Source organism: Corynebacterium pseudopelargi (assembly GCF_003814005.1).
Taxonomy (GTDB): Bacteria; Actinomycetota; Actinomycetes; order Mycobacteriales; family Mycobacteriaceae; genus Corynebacterium; species Corynebacterium pseudopelargi.
In genome coordinates, this window is the sequence record NZ_CP033898.1 from 635,129 (window position 1) to 653,992 (window position 18,864).

General features: G+C 58.3%; 17 protein-coding genes. 5 read left to right on the forward strand and 12 right to left on the reverse strand.

Annotated features, from left to right (window positions below):
* Window positions 1-36 precede the first annotated feature (36 nt).
* From CPPEL_RS03090 to CPPEL_RS03105, 4 genes are all read right to left on the reverse strand, one after another.
* Window positions 37-1,047: an NAD(P)H-dependent flavin oxidoreductase gene (locus CPPEL_RS03090; RefSeq protein ID WP_123959765.1), complete on the reverse strand. Its 1,011-nt coding sequence runs from the start codon at window positions 1,045-1,047 to the stop codon at window positions 37-39.
* A 134-nt stretch (window positions 1,048-1,181) separates the two neighbouring features.
* A complete protein-coding gene (locus tag CPPEL_RS03095; RefSeq protein ID WP_123959766.1) occupies window positions 1,182-1,643 on the reverse strand; it encodes a hypothetical protein in 462 nt (153 codons plus the stop codon).
* Window positions 1,640-1,861 (reverse strand): helix-turn-helix transcriptional regulator, encoded by a 222-nt coding sequence (locus CPPEL_RS03100; RefSeq protein WP_123959767.1) that lies wholly within the window; start codon window positions 1,859-1,861, stop codon window positions 1,640-1,642. Before CPPEL_RS03100 ends, CPPEL_RS03095 begins: the two co-directional genes overlap by 4 nt.
* Window positions 1,862-1,903: 42 nt before the next feature.
* A complete protein-coding gene (locus CPPEL_RS03105) occupies window positions 1,904-2,578 on the reverse strand; it encodes a YggS family pyridoxal phosphate-dependent enzyme (protein WP_123959768.1) in 675 nt (224 codons plus the stop codon).
* Between the two features lie 56 nt (window positions 2,579-2,634).
* Between CPPEL_RS03105 and CPPEL_RS03110 the strand changes: the two genes are divergently transcribed.
* The 3 genes from CPPEL_RS03110 (at window position 2,635) to CPPEL_RS03120 (ending at window position 5,794) form a co-directional block, all read left to right on the forward strand.
* The gene (locus CPPEL_RS03110; RefSeq protein WP_206608950.1) at window positions 2,635-3,909 is read left to right on the forward strand and encodes an alpha/beta fold hydrolase; all 1,275 of its coding nucleotides are present in this window, start codon (window positions 2,635-2,637) and stop codon (window positions 3,907-3,909) included.
* Window positions 3,910-3,951: 42 nt separating this feature from the next.
* Window positions 3,952-4,593: a CPBP family glutamic-type intramembrane protease gene (locus CPPEL_RS03115; protein WP_123959770.1), complete on the forward strand. Its 642-nt coding sequence runs from the start codon at window positions 3,952-3,954 to the stop codon at window positions 4,591-4,593.
* Window positions 4,594-4,687: 94 nt separating this feature from the next.
* A complete protein-coding gene (locus CPPEL_RS03120; protein ID WP_123959771.1) occupies window positions 4,688-5,794 on the forward strand; it encodes an HNH endonuclease signature motif containing protein in 1,107 nt (368 codons plus the stop codon).
* Here the strand turns inward: CPPEL_RS03120 and CPPEL_RS03125 are convergent.
* From CPPEL_RS03125 to CPPEL_RS03140, 4 genes are read right to left on the reverse strand one after another with little or no spacing between them, the layout of a single operon-like run.
* Window positions 5,791-7,230 (reverse strand): ATP-binding cassette domain-containing protein, encoded by a 1,440-nt coding sequence (locus CPPEL_RS03125; protein ID WP_123959772.1) that lies wholly within the window; start codon window positions 7,228-7,230, stop codon window positions 5,791-5,793. The genes CPPEL_RS03120 and CPPEL_RS03125 overlap by 4 nt on opposite strands.
* Window positions 7,227-8,051 carry an ABC transporter permease gene (locus tag CPPEL_RS03130; protein WP_123959773.1) on the reverse strand — a complete coding sequence of 275 codons (825 nt, stop codon included), beginning with the start codon at window positions 8,049-8,051 and terminating at the stop codon, window positions 7,227-7,229. Before CPPEL_RS03130 ends, CPPEL_RS03125 begins: the two co-directional genes overlap by 4 nt.
* Window positions 8,048-9,001 (reverse strand): ABC transporter permease, encoded by a 954-nt coding sequence (locus CPPEL_RS03135; RefSeq protein WP_123959774.1) that lies wholly within the window; start codon window positions 8,999-9,001, stop codon window positions 8,048-8,050. The genes CPPEL_RS03130 and CPPEL_RS03135 overlap by 4 nt, the downstream gene beginning before the upstream one ends.
* Window positions 8,998-10,515, reverse strand: a complete 1,518-nt coding sequence (locus tag CPPEL_RS03140; protein ID WP_123959775.1) for an ABC transporter substrate-binding protein — start codon at window positions 10,513-10,515, stop codon at window positions 8,998-9,000. Before CPPEL_RS03140 ends, CPPEL_RS03135 begins: the two co-directional genes overlap by 4 nt.
* A 333-nt stretch (window positions 10,516-10,848) precedes the next feature.
* Here CPPEL_RS03140 and CPPEL_RS03145 point away from each other — a divergent pair, with 333 nt between their 5' ends.
* Window positions 10,849-12,618 carry a BCCT family transporter gene (locus CPPEL_RS03145; RefSeq protein WP_245990493.1) on the forward strand — a complete coding sequence of 590 codons (1,770 nt, stop codon included), beginning with the start codon at window positions 10,849-10,851 and terminating at the stop codon, window positions 12,616-12,618.
* A 45-nt stretch (window positions 12,619-12,663) separates the two neighbouring features.
* On the opposite strand, the gene CPPEL_RS03150 is transcribed toward CPPEL_RS03145, so the two are convergent.
* Entirely contained in the window at window positions 12,664-13,986 is a 1,323-nt protein-coding gene (locus tag CPPEL_RS03150; RefSeq protein ID WP_123959776.1) for an APC family permease, read from the reverse strand.
* A 37-nt stretch (window positions 13,987-14,023) separates the two neighbouring features.
* Window positions 14,024-14,938, reverse strand: coding sequence for a carbon-nitrogen hydrolase family protein (locus CPPEL_RS03155; protein WP_123959777.1), 915 nt, complete (start codon window positions 14,936-14,938; stop codon window positions 14,024-14,026).
* 167 nt (window positions 14,939-15,105) lie between these two features.
* On the opposite strand from CPPEL_RS03155, the gene gabT reads away from it, so the two are divergent.
* Window positions 15,106-16,434: a 4-aminobutyrate--2-oxoglutarate transaminase gene (gene gabT, locus CPPEL_RS03160; protein WP_123959778.1), complete on the forward strand. Its 1,329-nt coding sequence runs from the start codon at window positions 15,106-15,108 to the stop codon at window positions 16,432-16,434.
* Window positions 16,435-16,495: 61 nt separating this feature from the next.
* Here gabT and CPPEL_RS03165 read toward each other — a convergent pair whose 3' ends face one another.
* Together CPPEL_RS03165 and brnQ are read right to left on the reverse strand one after the other, a co-directional pair.
* On the reverse strand, window positions 16,496-17,431 hold the full coding sequence (locus CPPEL_RS03165; protein ID WP_123959779.1) for an LLM class flavin-dependent oxidoreductase: 936 nt from the start codon (window positions 17,429-17,431) through the stop codon (window positions 16,496-16,498).
* On the reverse strand, window positions 17,421-18,785 hold the full coding sequence (brnQ, locus tag CPPEL_RS03170) for a branched-chain amino acid transport system II carrier protein (protein ID WP_245990494.1): 1,365 nt from the start codon (window positions 18,783-18,785) through the stop codon (window positions 17,421-17,423). The genes CPPEL_RS03165 and brnQ overlap by 11 nt, the downstream gene beginning before the upstream one ends.
* Window positions 18,786-18,864 lie beyond the last annotated feature (79 nt).

An 18,864-nucleotide genomic window follows, 5' to 3' on the forward strand; every position in this document is an offset into this window, starting at 1 on the left:
CCCCTTTCGCTTCGCGGCGAAAGGGGCTTTTTGCTGCTAAAGCTCAGCGGACAGCTCCTGCACGATCTCTTCAGCGCTTGCTTGTGTGCACGAACGGTATCCAGTGCCGGCCCATAAATTCAGGTGCTCAAAGTTGCCTTGTGCGTTCGCTTGCTTGCGAGCCTCAGCCGTGAGGTAGTGCACCTCCGGGTACAGCGATGGCGAGAATTTCGTCAATGCGTCCGTCCACTCGTTGCGAATGGCGCGAGCTGTTCGGCCAGAAAACGACCGGGTTAGCACAGTCTCGCGCTCCAAGTTCAGCAGTGCTGCGCGGTGGGTAGATTTTGTTCCCGCTTCTTCGGCGGTGAGAAATCGGGTGCCAACTTGCACTGCTTTGGCTCCAAGCCTGATGAGTGCTCGGACGTCTTGGGCGGTGGCCACCCCGCCTGCTGCAATCACCGGTAGGCCATAGTCGGTGGCCATGTTTAGTAGTTCTTTGGTGCTGTAGTTGGCTCCGTGAGCCTCATCAAGCGGTGATGCTCGGTGTCCGCCGGCTTCTTTGCCTTGGACGATGATCACATCGCCAAGTTCGGCGGCAGCAGCGACTTCCTCGCTCGTGGTGGCGTTAAGTGCGATCAAGGAGCCTTGTTCACGCAAGCGATCGGCGACCTCGGGGGTGGGATTGCCGAAGGTAAACGAGACTACGGGGACGCTCGCATTGACAAGGACGGCGACCTTCTTCTCGTAATCATCGTCCGACCACGTTGGGGATTGGGGCAGGGGAGCGTCGACAAGCTGGGAAAGATGCTCGCGATATTGCAGCCATGCGTCGGTGTCGTCGTGGCGTTTTCCAGGCACGAACAGGTTCACGCCGAACGGTCGAGAAGTCAATGCGCGCGTACGGGCGATCTGGGCGGAAAGTTCGTCGGGGCTGTGATAACCGGAGGCCAGGAAGCCGAAGCCGCCGGCGTTGCACACCGCGGCGCAGAGTTCGGGCGTGGACGGGCCACCCGCCATGGGGGCGAGGACGATGGGGCGCGCGAGATTGGCGAGCACGTCGGTGTTCATGCGGGGCTCCGTTCTGATGTTGCTCTCGGTACCACGCTAGCGAAAAGCCGCAACCTGCTGGCTGCGGCGGAGGTTTGGGTTGGGGTTGGGCGAGGTTGGACGATGTTGGGCGATGTTGGGCGAGGCGCGGGCGGCTAGTCCTCGAGTTCAGCGTCAATGCGAGCGGTATCGCGCTTGTGTTGCTTGCGGCTATAAACCGGCGCGATAAGCAGCACGACCACAACGCCGACGATCCCGCCGATGATAAAGGATGAATCACCGCCAAGCTTCCAGCTAAAGATCAAAAGCCAAATGAAGGTCAAAATGAGCGTGACGATGGTGTGTTTGCGCATCGCCGGGCTGAAAGGTTTCGGAATCACCGGCGCGGGAATTTCTTTGCGCATGCGTGATGTGCCGATGCTATTGGCGATGCCGACTGTTGCGAGGGGGATAAATGAAAGCCATGGGTTGTCTGCGAGCACGGCGATGGCGATGCAGCCGATGAGGGTTAGGTACATCGACAGCGTCAGCGTGTAGGTGCTGGCTTCGTGGTACTTGCGGATGTGAAACTCGTCGCCCAATGCGCGTTCTGTCGCACGGATTGTTTGCTGGATCATTGTGGGTCTCCTTCGTCGGCGTTGATGGGGAAGAGTGTTTCCACCGTCAATGCGAGCGTTCGGGCGATCCTGAGTGCCAAGTACACCGAGGGCGCGTAGCTGCCGCGTTCGATGTTGGCGATCGTTTGTCTGGACACGCCGGCCGCCTCTGCGAGCGCCTGTTGACTCATGCCGAGCGCTCGCCTTGAAGCTTTGACATTGTTCCCGGATTCGCTCATACCCAAAATGTAAACCAAACTTTACAAACCGTCAAGGATTCTTTACATAGCTTGTCGACGCCCAAAGAGCGCACTCCCAACGCGAACAGAGGTAGCACCCTCCTCAATCGCCCACTCGAAGTCCCCAGACATCCCCATAGACAGCTCGCGTACTTGAGGAAAATCCGGAAGCAAAGCATCGCGAAGCTCACGCAAATCAGCGAAATTCTTCCTCACTACGGCCTCATCGTCATTGCGAGCGATCGTCATCAAGCCCCGCACCCGCAGATGCTCGTGAGTAAGCGCCGCTAAAAACTCCGCCGCATCTTCAGGAGCAACGCCGGACTTTTGCTGCTCGCCAGAAACATTGACCTGGACGAACACATCCAAGGTGCGCTCGAGCCTGCGCTCTAAAGCATCGGCAACCTTTAGCGAATCAAGCGCGTGAAACTCATCAGCGTGCGCGGCAATATCTTTGGCCTTATTCCTCTGAAGCTGGCCGATGGCGCACCACGTGGCGTCGACAAGCTGCGGCGCCTTAGCGGCGAGCTCTTGGGGGCGATTCTCGCCGAAGGTGTGCATGCCCGCCTCGCGCGCGAGTTGAACAAGCTCGATGGGGTGCGTCTTGGTCACCGCGATAAGGCGAACGTCCTCCTTGGCGCCGGCGCGAGCGCTCGCATCTTCAATGCGAGCGCACACATCCTCGTAATTCCTGCGAATTTCATCCAAAGTGATCACAAAGCAAGTCTAAAACGCCATAAGAATCGCTCAACCTAGACTCGTAGGTTATGACTCTGCGCACGACCACATCCCGCCACCTCGGCCTGACCATCAAAGAACACCGACTCAGCGTGCCCTGGGACCACGACAATCCCTCCGAAACCTTCGATTTATTCGCCCGCGAGCTCATCCCGGCCGGCGGCGAAACCCTGCCAGTGATGGTGTACTTCCAGGGCGGCCCCGGTTTTCCCGCGCCGCGACCCGAGAGCATCCAAGGTCTAATCGGCGAAGCGCTTCGGCACTACCGAGTGATCTTGTTGGATCAGCGCGGCACCGGGCGTTCGGCCAGGATCGATGATCGAAACCTTCGTGGGGATCTTCTGCCACTGTTGCGCCAGGAGTTCATTGTTCGCGACGCTGAACTGCTCCGCGAAGCGCTCGCATTGAAGCAGTGGACGCTCTACGGCCAAAGTTTCGGTGGATTTTGTATCACCACGTACCAATCACTGTTTCCTGAGTCCATTGAAAACGCCTACCTCACCGGTGGTTTGCCGGCGCTGTTCGATAGTGCTGATCAGCTTTATAAAACGACCTTCGAGAAGCTTCGTCGACGCCATCTGGAGTTCTATCGCGAGTACCCGTGGATCGAAAATCGGATTCGTGAGGTGTGCCACCACCTCGACTGCTCGGATGAACGCCTCCCAACCGGCGAGCGGCTATCTTCACGACGCCTGCGAACCCTTGGCATCAACCTCGGCCGAGGCACCGGATTTCACACACTGGCCTACCTTTTCGAGCAACCATTCAGTGTGTGCAAAGGCGAAAAGCGCCTCGACTCCGCCTTCTTGCAAGCAATAAGTCAGCAAGTGTCCTTCGCTGGAGCGCCTCTTTATGCAGCGATCCATGAGTCGATTTACGGCGGCATCGTCAATGCGGGCGCTCCGACTAACTGGGCAGCCCACCGCGTGCGTGCCACGATGCCAGGCTTTGAAGAGGACGCAGACCCCAAGGCAAAAGAACCGTTTTTCCTTACCGGCGAGCACATCTTCCCCTGGCAATTTGAAGAAGACCCCGCACTTCGCCCCTTCAAGTCGAGCGCGCAAGCCCTGGCCGAACACCCATGGCCTGCATCCCCATACGACGCCGAGGCGATCAGAGAACACGCCGCAACCTCGGCGGCGGCGATTTACGTCGACGACATTTTCGTCCCCTTTGAGCAATCCATGGAGACTGCACGCACCTACAAAGACTTGCGACCCTACATCACCAACACCTATCAACATGACGGGATCCGCGCTGATGGTGCAGCAATTTTCGCGCGACTCCGGGCGCTTATGACCGACCACTGATTCAATGCGACCGGACCGCAGCAACAATAAGTAGGCAGAAAAATGACACCACAACACAATTTGCGCCTCTCGGTACTGATGCATGGACTGATGCATGCACTGGTGCTTGTCGCAGGAGCGATCTGTCTCGGCATCGCTTTGCATAGTGATTTCGGCTCACTTCGCTTTAGTGTGTCTGCGCTGTGTATGGCGGGTGTGTGGTTGCTCGGTGTGGCCATTCGCCCAGTGCGGATTTCTCGTTCGGACTTTCAGGTCCGTGCGTTGCTGCCGCACATCCTTGCCGCGTTGGTTCTGCTGTGCGTCACCGTTGTTGGCGCGCTTGTTGTGCCGTTGTTGCCTTGGTTGGAATCTCGCGTTGTGGCGCTGGTGTCGCAATTGGTTGGGTCGAGCGTTTGGACGCTCGCTTTGATTGCTGCGGTCGGTGGTATCGCGGAGGAGCTCTATTTCCGCGGCGCCCTTTTCGATGCGTTCCCTCGCTCTGCGGCGATCTTGGGCAGCACGGTGACGTACGTTGCTGTCGTTAGTGCTTCGGGCATGCTCGTGCTCATGCTCGCTGCCGCGGTGTTGGGGTTGTTGGCGGCTTTTCTGCGCGGTCGCTTTGACAATGTGGTCGGCTGCGCGGTGTTTCATGTGGCTTGGTCTGTGCCTGTTTTGTTGATCGTTCCGCACCTTTTACCTGCTTAAATGCCTTTTTGGTCTATCTATTGCGCGAATCGAAAAGTTGTTCTAGTATTCGGTTTTGTAAGGCAATGTTCGTGGTCATTGAGGGGGAACCACTATGCAGCAGGGGAATTACGTTCACATGCAATCTGGGGATTTCGCGGATTTTCAGCGCGAGATCAACCGGCAAACCATCGAGTTTTGGGTCCAGCATCCGCCGCATGGTGATCAGGATTTTCATACCCAGCTTGCCGACGTCGCCACGTCGATGAATATCAGCCGAGGTGAAGCGCGGCAGGCGTTGAGAATTGGGGAGATGCTTCGCCGATTCCCTAAATTCTTAGCCTGTTTGCGCGCTTGGTATCACGTGAATTTTCACAGGCTTGCGGTCGTCGAAAAGCAAGTGATGGCGGTAAAACCAGAATTCCATGATGCATTAGATGAGTTTTTAACAGAATATTTCACGCCAAAGCATGCCGACGAGGTGCTGGCGCAGGCTCAAACTGTGGCGAAACATCTCCGGGCGTTTATTGCCACGTTAGACCCCGAGGCCGCAATGAAGCCGCAGGAAACTAAACGTCGGGCGCGTTTTACGCGCTGCCACAACGGTTTAACGCGGTTTAGTGCAACGCTGAGCGACGCCGAGGCGAAGCGACTTGAGCTGGGAATACGCAAGCATGAACGCGCCGATGATGAGTCAAGCGCCGATGGTTTTGTGCGCCTGCTTGAAAGCAAAACACTCACTTCCATCACGCTCAATACCTTCGCCGACCCGACAGGCGTTCAGCATATTATTTCCGGTGGGCTCGCAGGCGCACTGGAAGCCGACAAGCAACGGTCAATCAACCACAACGCTGAGACCGATCAATACCGGCCAACTCCTGAGATTCGCACCGCCGTCCAGCTTCTCGACGGCACCTGCCGCTACCCGGGCTGCTCAACTCCTGCAGACCAGTGCGACCTCGACCACGTGATCAACTACGACGAAGGCGGCAAAACGACCGCAGCGAACCTCGCCTGCTTATGTCGCTTCCACCACACGCAAAAAACCTCAGGACGCGTCCAATACTCCATGGACGAACACCGCGTAACCACATGGCATTTCCCCAACGGCAACACCAAAACAACCCGCCCAGCAGGCGAAGCCGCAATAGCGCCGATGTTCGGCCAATCCTGGCAGCGCCACGAAGCCAAGCGAGTGCAAAAGAGGCGCTCAGCCGCCTAATCCAGTCGAGGAATCGCCTCGAGTAGCTGCTTGGTATAAGCATGCCCTGGCGACTGGAAAATTTCCTCAGTCGGCCCGTATTCCACCAGGCGACCCTGGTGCATGACAGCGACGCTATCGCACACCGCGCGCACGACCGATAAATCATGCGACACGAACACCATGGTCAGGTTGTGACTCTCCACCAAACGGTCCAACAGACCCAACACCTTCGCGCGCACTGACACATCCAACGCTGAGACGGGCTCATCAGCCAGAAGGATGTCGGGTCGCCCCATCAATGCGCGCGCAATAGATATTCGCTGCCGTTGGCCGCCGGAAAACTGATGCGGGAACTTCGTCAATGCGTCCGGTTCGATGCCGACCTCGGCCAGGGCTTCCTGCATTTCAGCGGTGCTAGCTTCGGGTGCAGACTCCGCCAGGATTTGGGCGATGGTCATTTTCGGATCGAGCGAGCTCATCGGGTCTTGGAATACTGTCCTGGTGCTTCCTTGAACGCGCAATGAACCTGAAGTTGGTTCTAGTAAACCGCCGATCATCCTCAAGAGGGTGGTTTTACCTGAGCCTGACCCGCCGACGATTCCGAGTCTCTGACCACGGCGAACTTCTAGCGAAACGTCCTTGACTACCGTCGAACGCCCGAATTGACGATTCACCCCATCCACGGTGACGATCGTGTCTTGATATCTGGCCGGCCGCGCGGACTGCAATGTGGAGGCGCTGATCAGCATCTTCGTGTACTCGTGCTGCGGATTGTGAAGAATTTCTTGTGTGGTTCCGCGCTCGACAATCTCTCCCTTGCGCATCACCAGAATTTTCTCGCAGGTGTTGGCAATGAGTCCGAGGTCGTGCGAAATGAAAAGTAGGCCGCGGTCTTGAGCCAAACGCAAGATCAGTTCCACAACGGCCCTTTGCGACGTCACATCCAATGCTGTTGTGGGCTCGTCGCAAATGAGCAGGCGAGGATTATTGATCAACGCCATGGCGATCAAGATTCTTTGGCGTTGACCACCAGAAAGCTCGTGCGGATACCGCCCCGCGATCGAGGCGTCGAGCTCGACTTCTTTGAGCGCTTGTTCAACTCGTGCGTTCGCTTCCTTCCTGCTGAGCCGTTGATGCACCTTCGCAGCCTCGCGAATTTGCTTCCCAACCTGCATGAGCGGATCCAGCGCGGTCATCGGCTCCTGGAACACCATTGCCATATCTTTCCCGCGCACGCGACACAGCTCGGGTTCCTTCAATGCGGTCAAATCTGCGCCGTCGAGTGAAATTTTGCCGGCATCCGGATCCATCAGTCGCATGATCGCGAGGGCTGTCAAGGTTTTTCCAGAACCGGACTCACCGATGATTCCTACGCGTTCACCAGGCTTGACGACGAAACTTATGTCTTTAACGATGCCTGCAATTGATAAGCGCTGGACGTCGAGAAGCTTCATGCGCGTACGCTCGTTTCGTGTCGGGGATCGACTTGATCACGCAGACCATCGCCGAACAAATTGAAGCCGAGGACGGTCAGCGCGATGGCAGCGCCGGGCCAAATCGCAAGCCAGGGGGCAGACGATAAGGAAGACTGTGCGCTTTGGAGCATGCGTCCCCATGATGGCTCTGGTGGCGGAGTGCCAAGCCCGAGGAAGCTGAGCCCCGCTTCGGCCAAGATGGCCAGGGCAAACGCGATCGAAGCCTGGACGATGGCCACCCCGAGGATGTTCGGCAGCACATGGCGGATGGCGATGGAGAAGGTGCTGCGCTGGGCGTCTTTGGCGGCCAAGATGAAGTCTTGAGACATGATTCGCATGGTTGAGGCTCGGGTCACTCGCGCGAAGGCCGGAACGCTCGCAATGCCAATGGCCACCATTGCAGTGGTGGTGCTCGAACCAAACATTGCCGTGGCAACGATGGCCATCAGAAGCGCTGGGAAGGCAAGCAGCACATCGGATAGGCGCATGATCACTGCATCCCACACGCCGCGGTTCATCCCAGCGGCGATTCCGAGCGGGACACCGATTACTGCGGCCACTGTCACGGCAACGACACCCACGAGCAGTGAAATCCTCGAACCGACCATGATTTGAGAAAGCACATCGCGGCCGTAACGGTCGGTTCCCATCCAATGTTGTGCGCTGGATCCTTCAAGGCGTTCGTTCGGGATGGCGTGGAGTGGGTCGTAGGGGGTCCAAAAAATGGAGAGGAGTGCGACGGCCAGTACGCACGCAATGACGAAGAGACCGGCCTTAGCGTTGGCGTTGAGGCTTTTCATCGGCTGCTCCTTTTGGTGCGTGGGTCTACGAGGGCGTAGGTGACGTCGACAAGCGCGTTGACGAAGATGGTGAGCACGACAAGCATCATGACTGTCGTTTGGACTGTGGGCAGGTCGCGGTTGCTTACTGCTTGCAGCAGCATTGAGCCCAGGCCGGGGATGACGAACACTTTTTCAATGACGACGGCGCCAATGAGCAGCGAGGTCAGTTGCATGCCGGCGACGGTCAGCACTGGTAGGGCGGCGTTGCGCAGGCCGTGTCGGAATAGTGCTTGCACGGGGCTTAGGCCGATGGCGCGGGCGGTGCGCATGTAGTCGTTGTGGAGGATGTCGAGAATCGCGGTGCGCACGTAGCGGGTCATGATTGCTGCTTGGACCAGGCCAAGCGCTACGCACGGCAAGATGATGCGGGCGAGGAAGGCGCCTGGGTCTTCTCGTGGCACCACCCAGCCATTGGGTGGCAGCCAGCCAAGGTGCACAGAAAATAGGGCGATGAGCAGGATGCCGGTGAGGAAGCTGGGTATGGCGATGCCGATTTGGCTGAGCGCGCTGACGAGCACGCCGTCAATGCGAGCGCTCCGCTGCGCGGCCCACATGCCCATGGGCACTGCGATGATTAAGGCAAGCACCATGGCGATGGTGACGAGGATCAGGCTGACTTGAAGCCGGTCGAGCACCATTGATGAGATGTCGGCGCCCGATACGATGGATTGTCCGAAGTTTCCTTGGAGCATGCCGGTGACCCAGTGCAGGTATTGCTGCCAGGCGGGTTGGTCGAGGCCCATGTCGGCTTCGAGTTTGGCCACGCTTTCTTCGGTTGCGGTGACGCCGAGTGCGATTTCGGCGGGGTTGCCGGGGATGATGCGAAGCGCGAGGAAGATGAGCACGCTGGCGATGATGAGGGTGATGGCGTAGCGCGAGAGGTGCTTGGCCACGGCGCGAAGTTTCATCGATCCTCCTTGCGTACTTGGGCGAGTTCGAGTCCGTCGCCGACCGCATTGACGGGAAGGCCGCTGACGTCTTTTGTGACGATGATGCTGGGCAGGTTGTACAGGGTGTCTGCTCCTGCTTGGTCCACGATGCGTTCGATGGCTTGTTGCATCGTTGGAATGTAGTCGTCTTCGGCGGCGGTGTCGGCTTGGTTGAGCAGGCGTTGTACTTCTGCGTCGTTAAATCCGAGGTAGTACTCGGCGGTGCCGAACATGGTGGGGATGTCGCGGGCTTCGACGTGTGCGACTAGTGATAGGTCGTAGTCTTTGCCTTGATACACCTTTGATAGCCACACGGCTGGAAATTCCACGGATTCGATGTGGACGTCGAAGCCGATCTCGCTGAGTTGCGAGTACAGCAGCTCGGATGCTGTTTGCGCATAGGGCAGTGAGGGCACGGAGATGGTGATGCTGGTGCCGATGGCGTTCGCTTCTTTCATCAATGCGAGCGCACGCTGTCGGTCGTATGGAAAGCGTTGCGACTCGTAGTACCAAGGATCCGTCGGTGCTGCGGGCACGCCGCCGGTATCGACCCCATAGCCTTCCCAGGTGGTGTCGATGATGGCTTGACGATCCACCCCGTACATCACCGCTTGGCGCACGCGCACATCGTCAAAGGGGGCGCGCTGGTTGTTCATGCTGAGCAGCACTTCGCCGTTGGTCGTGCCGACTTCCACGCTTAGCGATTCGTCGGCGCGGATTGCGTCGAGAAGCTCAGGCGACTGCAAGCCTACGACCGCATTGACATCGTGGGTGCGCACCGCGTTGCTCAGCGCCGTGGCATCGCCAAAATACCGCAGCACCGCGCGTTCATTGGCCGCAGGTTCGCCCCAGTAATCCGCCCGCGCCTTCAATGCGAGCGACTCGCCAACCGCCCACCGTTCCACCTCATAAGGCCCGGTGCCGATTGGTTGACTTTCAAGCTTGTCGACGCCCGCCGGGTGCATCATCGCGCCCACAAGGGTGCCCATGTTCCAAAGCCAGTCATTGGATCGGTGTTTCAGTGTGACTTCGAGCGTGTTGCTGTCGATCACCCGGGTGGAGTCCACCACATCCATCTTCGACTTCAAGCCATTGCTCCACGCATCGGAGCGCACCCTGTCGATGGAAAACTTGGCGGTATTCGCGTCGAATGGTTCACCGTTTGAGAAGGTCACTCCTTGGCGGAGGTGGAAGGTATAGGTCTTTCCGTCATCTGAAATTTCCCACCGCTGTGCGAGCGCTGCTTCAATGCGACCGGTCTGCGAGATGCGCACGAGGCCTTCATAGACGTTGTCCATGAGTGCTTGAGGAATAGCCGCGCCCGCGGTGGTGGTGAAGTCGAGGGATGCGGGTGCGGTGCTAAGCCCAATGACGACGGTGCCGGGGGTATCGGCGCTGTATTGGCTGGTTTGTGTGGCGGTTTCGCCAGCGCTGCAGGCTGCGATTCCGCAGGTCAGTGCCAGTGCCGCTGCGGCTGTGCGGAGTTGAGGCATGCGTTTGAGGATATCCCTTTGCCCTTCAGGCAGCGAAAAGGGGAGTGGGGAGTGCCTCAGATGGAGGTATCGCCGCCCCAGAACCAGCCCCAGAACCCAACCCCAACAATCACCCCAGAACCCGCCCCAGAACCCACCCAAAACCCCACCAATCCCTTGCGCTCCAGGCCGGTGGAAAACCTTGAGCCAATAATTGCTTCGTGGGCAAAATTAGCGCGCATACCTGGGGTGTCGATGGGGTGTGCCTTTGGGGGTTCGATAAGAAATGATGAACGTTTTGGCGTAATCTTTAGCAACCGTAACCGACCGTTTGAACCATTTGAGTTGATTATTTTGTCTGAAAAGAGTGATACGGCTGGTGTGCGCCAGTCGGAGAAGCGCAGGGGTGTGAAGTCGGATCCCTTCATCTTTTTTGCTTCTTTGGGTTTTATCGTCGTCTTCGTCTTGCTGACGATCCTGCTGGGCACGACCGCTCGCGATGCGTTTAGCACCGTGGCGCAGGGGCTGATGCGCACCACCGGCTGGCTGTATATCTCCGGCGTGAGCGTGATCTTCATTTTCTTGATCGCCGTGTTCGTTTCTCGCTATGGCCGTTTGCGCTTGGGTGATGATGACGGCGAGCCCGAGTACAGTTTGCCGGCGTGGTTTTCCATGCTTTTCGCCGGTGGCGTGGGTGCTGTGTTGATGTTCTGGGGCGTTGCTGAGCCTTTGAATCACGCGGTGAATGTGCCTCGTCAGGATGCGGATCCGATGAGCGAAGCTGCGATTCGTGAGGCGTTTGCCTACACCTTCTATCACTTCGGCATTCACATGTGGGCCATTTTGGCGCTGCCGGGCCTTGCGTTGGGCTATTTCATTTATAAGCGCAAGCTGCCGCCGCGTGTGAGCTCGGTGTTTGCCCCGATTCTGGGTTCGAAGATCTACGACGTTCCCGGCAAGCTTATCGACGTCCTGGCCATCATCGCCACCACCTTCGGTATCGCAGTCTCGGTTGGTTTGGGTGTGCTGCAAATCAATGCTGGCCTGAACATGCTGTGGGATGTGCCGGTGGTGAGCTGGGCTCAGTTGATGATCATCGTGATTATCACTGGCGTGGCCTGCATTTCGGTGGCCGTGGGCTTAGACCGTGGCATTAAGACCTTGTCCAATCTCAACATTGGTCTTGCCGTGCTGCTGATGATCTTCGTGTTGATCGCAGGCCCAACCCTTACGCTGTTGCGTTTTGCCGCTGAGTCTTTCGGCATTTATGCGGATCAATTGCCAGAAATCATGTTCTGGACTGACTCCTTCGGCGATAACCCCGGTTGGCAGGGCAAGTGGACGGTGTTCTACTGGGCATGGACCATCTGCTGGTCGCCTTTCGTGGGCATGTTCGTCGCCCGCATTTCGCGCGGGCGCACTGTGCGCGAGTACATCGGTGGCGTGTTGGCGTTGCCGGCGATCTTCTCGGTGATCTGGTTCGCCATCTTCGGCCGTGCGGGCGTAGAAATTGAGCTCAGCGATCCAGGCAAACTCTCGATCCCGGTGGTTGAAGAAGGCGACGTGCCTTTCGCTCTGTTCGGCTTCCTTCAGGAATATCCCTGGACCGGTGCTGTAAGTGTGCTTGCGCTGGTGGTGGTGATCATCTTCTTCGTCACCTCCATGGACTCTGCCGGCATGATTAACGACATGTTCGCCACTGGCGAAGAGGCCGTGACCCCCACCTGGTATCGCGTGCTGTGGGTGGTTGCCATCGGTGCGGTGGCTGGTGCCTTGCTCATCATCTCTCCTGGTGTGGGCATTAAGACCCTCCAGGAAGTGGTGATCATCGTTGCCTTCCCCTTCTTTATCACCCAATTCATCATGATGTACTCGCTGGTAAAGGGCATGATGGACGACTCTGCGGCAGAACGCGCGATTAAGACCCGCCGCTGGGAGAAGACAGATACTCCCGAGAAGCTGGAAGCACATGAGGCAATGCCAGCTCCGGGCTACGACGAGGAAGGCAACGAACTCGCCGTGGTGGCTCTGGAGCAGGATGCTGAGGGCAATATCGTCATCCCCGGCAATGTGGTGATTGAGGGTGATCTTGGCGTACAGGGGGACGTCGACAAGCAAAGCTAAACATCACTGAAGCTCCCGGATCGTCAATGCGGCCGGGAGCTTTTGCTATACCTCGCTCATTTCTGGTGGCTGACGTTTGAAGCCCTTGGTTACGACCGCGAGGACGGCCACGCCGATGCCTAACCAGATCACTCCGATGGTCTTGGCGTGAATGTCGAGTTGGGTGAGCAATCCGATACACACCACTGCGCCGATAGCTGGTGCGATGGCGTAGGAAAAGACGTTGAGTGTGGTGCCCTGGCCGCGTTGGCGGAAGAAGTAGAAGATCACGCCAAGGTTGACAGAAGCGAAGGCGACGAATCCGCCGAAGTTTACAAAAGACGTTGAGGTAGAAACGCTCATGACGATCGCAATGAGGCCAACGGCGGCGGAAATTAGCACGTTGACCGCCGGGGTGGAAAAACGCGAAAGGCGCCCGAATACCGCTTTGGGCAACACACCGTCGCGGCCCATGGCGTAGAGCAGGCGCGAGGCGCTGGCCTGTGCTGCGATGCCGGAGGCGAATTGAGCAAGCACAAGCCCGGCAAGGAACACCGCACCGAAGGCGGTGCCACCAATGTTGAGCGCAAGATCCATGGCGGCGGAATCGGGGTCCTGGAAGCTAAAACCGGGGTGAACCAACTGCGCCAGGTAGGCCAGGGCAATAAAGATCAGCCCGCCAATCAGGGCGATTAAGAAGATTGCGCGGGGCATGCGCTTTTCTGGCTCAATCGTTTCCTCAGTCAGCGTGGTGACTGCGTCAAAACCAAGAAATGAGTACGCGGCGATGGCGGCACCTGCCACGATGTAGCCCGGCCCGGACTGATCGTTGATGAAAGGGTCGAGGCTAAAGGCGGTGGCGTCGCTGTGGAGGATAAAGCGGATGCTGAGCACAGCAAAGAAGAAGATGACCAGGCCCTGGAACGCCATGAGCAGGGTATTGGCGCGCTCTGCCACTTGGATTCCCACGATGTTGAGCACCGAGGTCAAAGCGATGAATAACAAAATCCACACAGGCTTGGGCACGGCGGGGAATTGGGCACCTAGGTAGGAAGCGCCAATGAGCCAAATCACCATGGGCAAAAAGAGGTAATCCAACAGCACTGCCCACCCCACCATGAAGCCTGCGTGCGGTTGGATGGTTTTTCGCACATAGGTGTAGGCGGAGCCTGAAACTGGGTACGCCTTGGCCATGCGCCCGTAGGAATGGGCGGTAAAGAGCATGGCAATCATCGCCACCAGATAGGCCGCCGGGGCTGCACCGTGGGTTGCTACCGAAATCACGCCGAAGATCGATAGCACCACCATCGGCGTGAGATACGCCAAGCCGAAAAGCACCAAGGCCTTCGTCTTGAGCGTCCTTTTTAGTTGAAACGATTCTTCACTCATTGGGGTCGCCTTTGGTTAGAGGTATGCGCCAAGCAATTCAGGATGGGTTTGCTTCGGAATCGGTTGTTTTACCTGGCTCATCAGGTTCAATATTCCAGGTGGCCGGGTCGATCCTTCCCTGGTAAAGCGGCAGCGGTACCACCGGGTCGGTGTCGCGGAATTGAGCCCAGGGGCGATTTACTCCCGCAGTTCCGTGGTCGCGGATGTGGCGTAGCGCATCCAAATCCAACGTGGCGCTGAGCACCTCTGGGCCTTCGCCCCGAGCGCTCGCAATGACATCGCCATCGGGGGCGACGATCATGCTGTGGCCTTTGCCGGTGGGCGCTGCGACGTTCACGCTGACGAAAAACACTTGGTTTACGATGGCATTCGCCCTGGCCAAGATGAGTTCTTGGGCTCGATCCTCGCTGGTGGTTTTGACTACGTTGAGGATGATTTCTGCTCCCATCCACGCGAGGTGGCGTGTGGTTTCTGGGAACCAGGAGTCGTAGCAGATATGCAGGCCGAGGGTGGTGTTTGCGGCTTTGGCGGTAACGAAGGTATCGCCGATGTCGTAGGGTTCGTGCGGGCGCCAGGGGAAAATTTTGCGGTAGCTGGCAACGAGTTCCCCTTGAGGGGATAACACCAGTTGGGTGTTAAAGAGTTCGCCGTTTGCTCCGCGTTCGCACACGCTGCCGGGTACGAGCCAGATGCCGAGTTCGGCTGCGATGGCTTTGAGCGCTTGTACCCGGGGTCCGTCGAGTGCTTCGGCTGCTGCTTCGAGTGCGCTGCGTCGGGCTTGGTCGGGGTTGCCGTCGCCAAAAAGGTGCAGTTCAGGAAAGACGAGCAGCTCGGTTTTGGGGTGTTGTTCAAGGATTGTTTGGGCTTGTTCTTTGAAGTGCTCGAGGGGTTCGCCAATGAGCAGGGGGTTGGCTTGGACGGCGGTGACCGTGAGTGTGCGGGGTGTGTCCATGGTGGGGTCCTTGGGGTTTGTGGGGGCGCTCGGAGGCTATGGGGTAGGGCACGAAAAACAAATTTTGACGATTATGTCACGGTTTTTGCGTGTTTAGTTATACACTCATCAGGACACCTCACCCGTGGTGCCGTTTGTGCACCATAAACACCCAAGAAAGGCGTGGAATGAAAGATCTGGAGTACCGCTTGGCGCAGGAGCGTCGCGTAGCCTCTGAGCTGCCCGGTCAGCAAAGCAAGGCGTTGGATGAACGTCGACAAGCTGCCGTCGCTCGAGCCTTGGCTCCTGGCCTGCCGGGGTTTGTCGTCGACGCTGATGGCGGAGTGCTTGTCGACGCCGATGGCAACTCCTTTATCGACTTCGCTTCAGGCATCGCTGTCACCACCGTCGGCGCTTCCAACCCGCACGTTGCTGAAGCCATTGCAGAATCTGCACGCCACTTCACCCACACCAGCTTCATGGTCTCTCCCTACGAGTCTTATGTTGCTGTAGCCGAGCGACTCAACGAACTCACCCCCGGCGACTTCGATAAGAAGTCCGTGCTGCTCAACTCCGGTGCCGAGGCAGTAGAAAACGCCGTGAAGATCGCCCGCGCCTACACCAAGAAAAACGCCGTGGTGGTCTTTGACAATGGCTACCACGGGCGCACCAACCTCACCTTGGCCATGACCGCGAAGAACAAGCCATATAAGACCGGCTTTGGACCATTCGCCGGCGATGTCTACCGCGCGCCCATGAGCTACCCGCTTCGCGATGGCCTCAGCGGCAAAGAAGCAGCCGATCGCGCCATCAAGATGATCGAGCAGGAAGTCGGCGCCGAAAACCTCGCCTGCGTCGTCATCGAACCCATCCAGGGCGAAGGCGGCTTCATCGTCCCCGCCGAGGGCTTCCTGCCCGCCATCGTGGACTGGTGTCGAGCCAACGACGTGGTCTTTGTTGCCGACGAAATCCAAGCCGGCCTGACCCGTGCGGGCAAGTGGTTCGCCAGCGAGCACTTCGGCATCGAACCCGACCTGGTGTGCATCGCCAAGGGTGTAGCCGGCGGCATGCCCCTGTCGCTTGTGACCGGCCGCGCTGAAATCATGGACGCTCCCGTCCCCGGTGGCCTCGGCGGCACCTACGGCGGCAACCCCGTGGCTTGTGCCGCAGCCTTGGCCTCACTCGACCAGATGCGCGACCTCGACCTCAATGCGCGCGCACTCGAAATCGAGCAGATCGTTCGCGAAGAATTTGCCGAGCTGCTCGAATTGGACGTGGTAGCCGAATTGCGCGGCCACGGCGCCATGATGGCCCTTGAGCTTGTCGACGCCTCCGGCGCCCCCAACGCCGAGCTCACCGCAAAGGCAGCCGCCGCCTGCAAGCAAAACGGTGTGCTCATCTTGACCTGCGGCCTCGACGGCAACGTCATCCGCCTGCTTCCTCCGCTCACCATCCCTGAAGCGCTGCTGCGCGAAGGCCTACAAGAGCTGGTGGCACAGATCAAGGCACACGCCTAAACCCCACAGCTACCGATGCTGCCCCCGCACCGAAACATCGCGACGAGGGCAGCATTGCTTATTAGTCGGCCAAGGCCTCAGCACAATCACGCAAAGAGCGCTGCGCAGTCTCTGCATCCGGGGCGCGCATAACCAACATGAGCTCATCAGCGTCGGTGCGTTGCATAAACGCACCGGCGCTTTCGCGTACCTGCTGGGCATCACCGCAGGCGAAATGCTCGAGCATCGTCAATGCGCGCGCACGCGCCATCGGTGTTGCATGAGGCCCTGCGAAGGCAGCCACATGCTGTTCGCGAACCTTCTCAATATCGCTTGGCTGCTCGGTGCACAGCGCATTCATCGCCACCATCACATAGGGCGAATCCAATTGAGCACTGGGCTGGAACTGCTGCCGATACAAGCTCAAAGCCTGATCCAAATGATCCGGGGCAAAATGCGAGGCAAATACATAGGGCAGCCCCATCTTCGCAGCCAACCCTGCGCTATAGAGCGAAGAACCAAGCAAATACAAAGGCACATTGCTGCCAGCGCCCGGCACACACGTCACGCCCGGGATTGGGGAACGCCCGGCAAGAAAGCCCTGTAAGTCCTCTACATCCTGGTCAAAGCCCGCAGCCCCAGGTTGACGACGCAAAGCGCGGCCCAAGGTGAGCGGGTCTGTACCCGGTGCACGACCGATCCCTACGTCAATGCGACCGGGATACAGCGCCTCAAGCGTGCCAAATTGCTCAGCCACCACATACGGGGCGTGATTCGGCAGCATCACCCCGCCGGAACCTAGCCGAATCCGCTCAGTGTGCGCCGCGGCATGCGCAATGAGCACCGCAGGCGTTGCAGCAGCCACCCTGGGAATGTTGTGGTGTTCGGTAAACCAGAGTCGGTGATAGCCAAGCGCTTCGGCCATCTGCGCAGTTTGAGCTATTCGACGCAACGCCAAAGCCGCAGAATCTTGCTCATACACGCTGGCGAACTCCAGCAGTGAAGTCCTATACCGCATGAACGCGCCCACCTTTCTTCGAAAGTTGAATCAGATCGGCCGCCAAGCCTACTGCGTAAGCACCAATGGCCGGCAGTACCCATGCCAACTCCTGGCTCGCCAAGGGCCACGCCCCAAGCCCAATATCGATTACTCCAAGCTGTTCCAACAACGCCCAGGCCGAGAAGAAAGCCGCGGTCCAAGCCGAAAGACGAAACGCCCACAGCGTTGGATCAGCGTTGAGGCGAGCGCTCGCTTTGAAGATGCGACCGACCAACGTGGCTACGACCAGGGTGATCACGATGGGGTAGATAAAGGCGATAATTGGCGCAGCGATCTGCAAAACGGCTGAAAGCCCAAGGCTTGCGATGGCAAATGAGATGAAGCTAAACGTGCAGAGCCATGCACGGTAGCTCACCCCTGGGATGAGTCGGTGGAAAAACTCACTGGTGGCAGCCAGAAGGCCAACGGCTGTGGTCATGCATGCCAACAGGACGGTCAGGCCGAAGGCAAGTTGGCCGTATGGGCCTAGAACCTCATGGGCTGCTTGGGCGAGCATCACGGCGCCATCGTCAAAGTGTTCGGTGGTGTGCAAACCAATCAAACCAAGCCCCACATACACCGTGGCAAGCAGCGCGCCGGCAATCAAACTAACGATCACCGCTCGAGACACAATCGAACTTCCAGCGCCTTCTGATGCCTCGGCGGGCTTGCCTTGTGAACGCAACGCAGCAATGACCAAGATGCCAAAAGCCAGCGCAGCAATGGAATCCATGGTGAGGTATCCCTGCAAAAAGCCCGCACTTAAAGGCGCATGATCATAGGGCGGCTGCGGGCTTTGGGGCTGCACATGGGACTTATTGCTCAGCACCAACCCCAGCAACAAAAGCAATAAACCAAGCAGGATGGGGGTGAGCACCTTGCCTAGGTTGGCCACGATCTTTCCGGGATACAGCGCAAGCAATAGCGCTAGTGAGAAGAACAAGGCATTAAAGCCAGCATGCGCCACCATCGCGCTCGATTCGCCTACTGGCTCGAGCACCGGATCAACGACCGCCGAATAGCTCACCGCGCCCGTTCGTGGGATGGCGTACATCGCACCGACGGAAAGGTAGGCCACCACGCAGAACGCGATATTGAATACTTTGCCGGCGCGGGCACCGAGGCTTCGCACATCGGAGCCAGTCATTGCCATGGTGATGATGGTTAAAACAGGTAAGCCGATGCCGCCCAATAAGAACCCGAGCATCGCCGGGAGGAAATGTTCACCGGCGGCTTGTCCGAGCATGGGTGGGAAAATCAGATTGCCCGCACCAAAGAACATCGAAAATAACGTAAGCGCGGTGGGAATGATCACGCCAGCAGAACGTCGCACAAGAGTCCTTCTTTCGTTTCTTTAAACGCACGCATTGAAAAAGAGGGCGGCCTGTTCTACCTAGCACCGCCCTCGATGA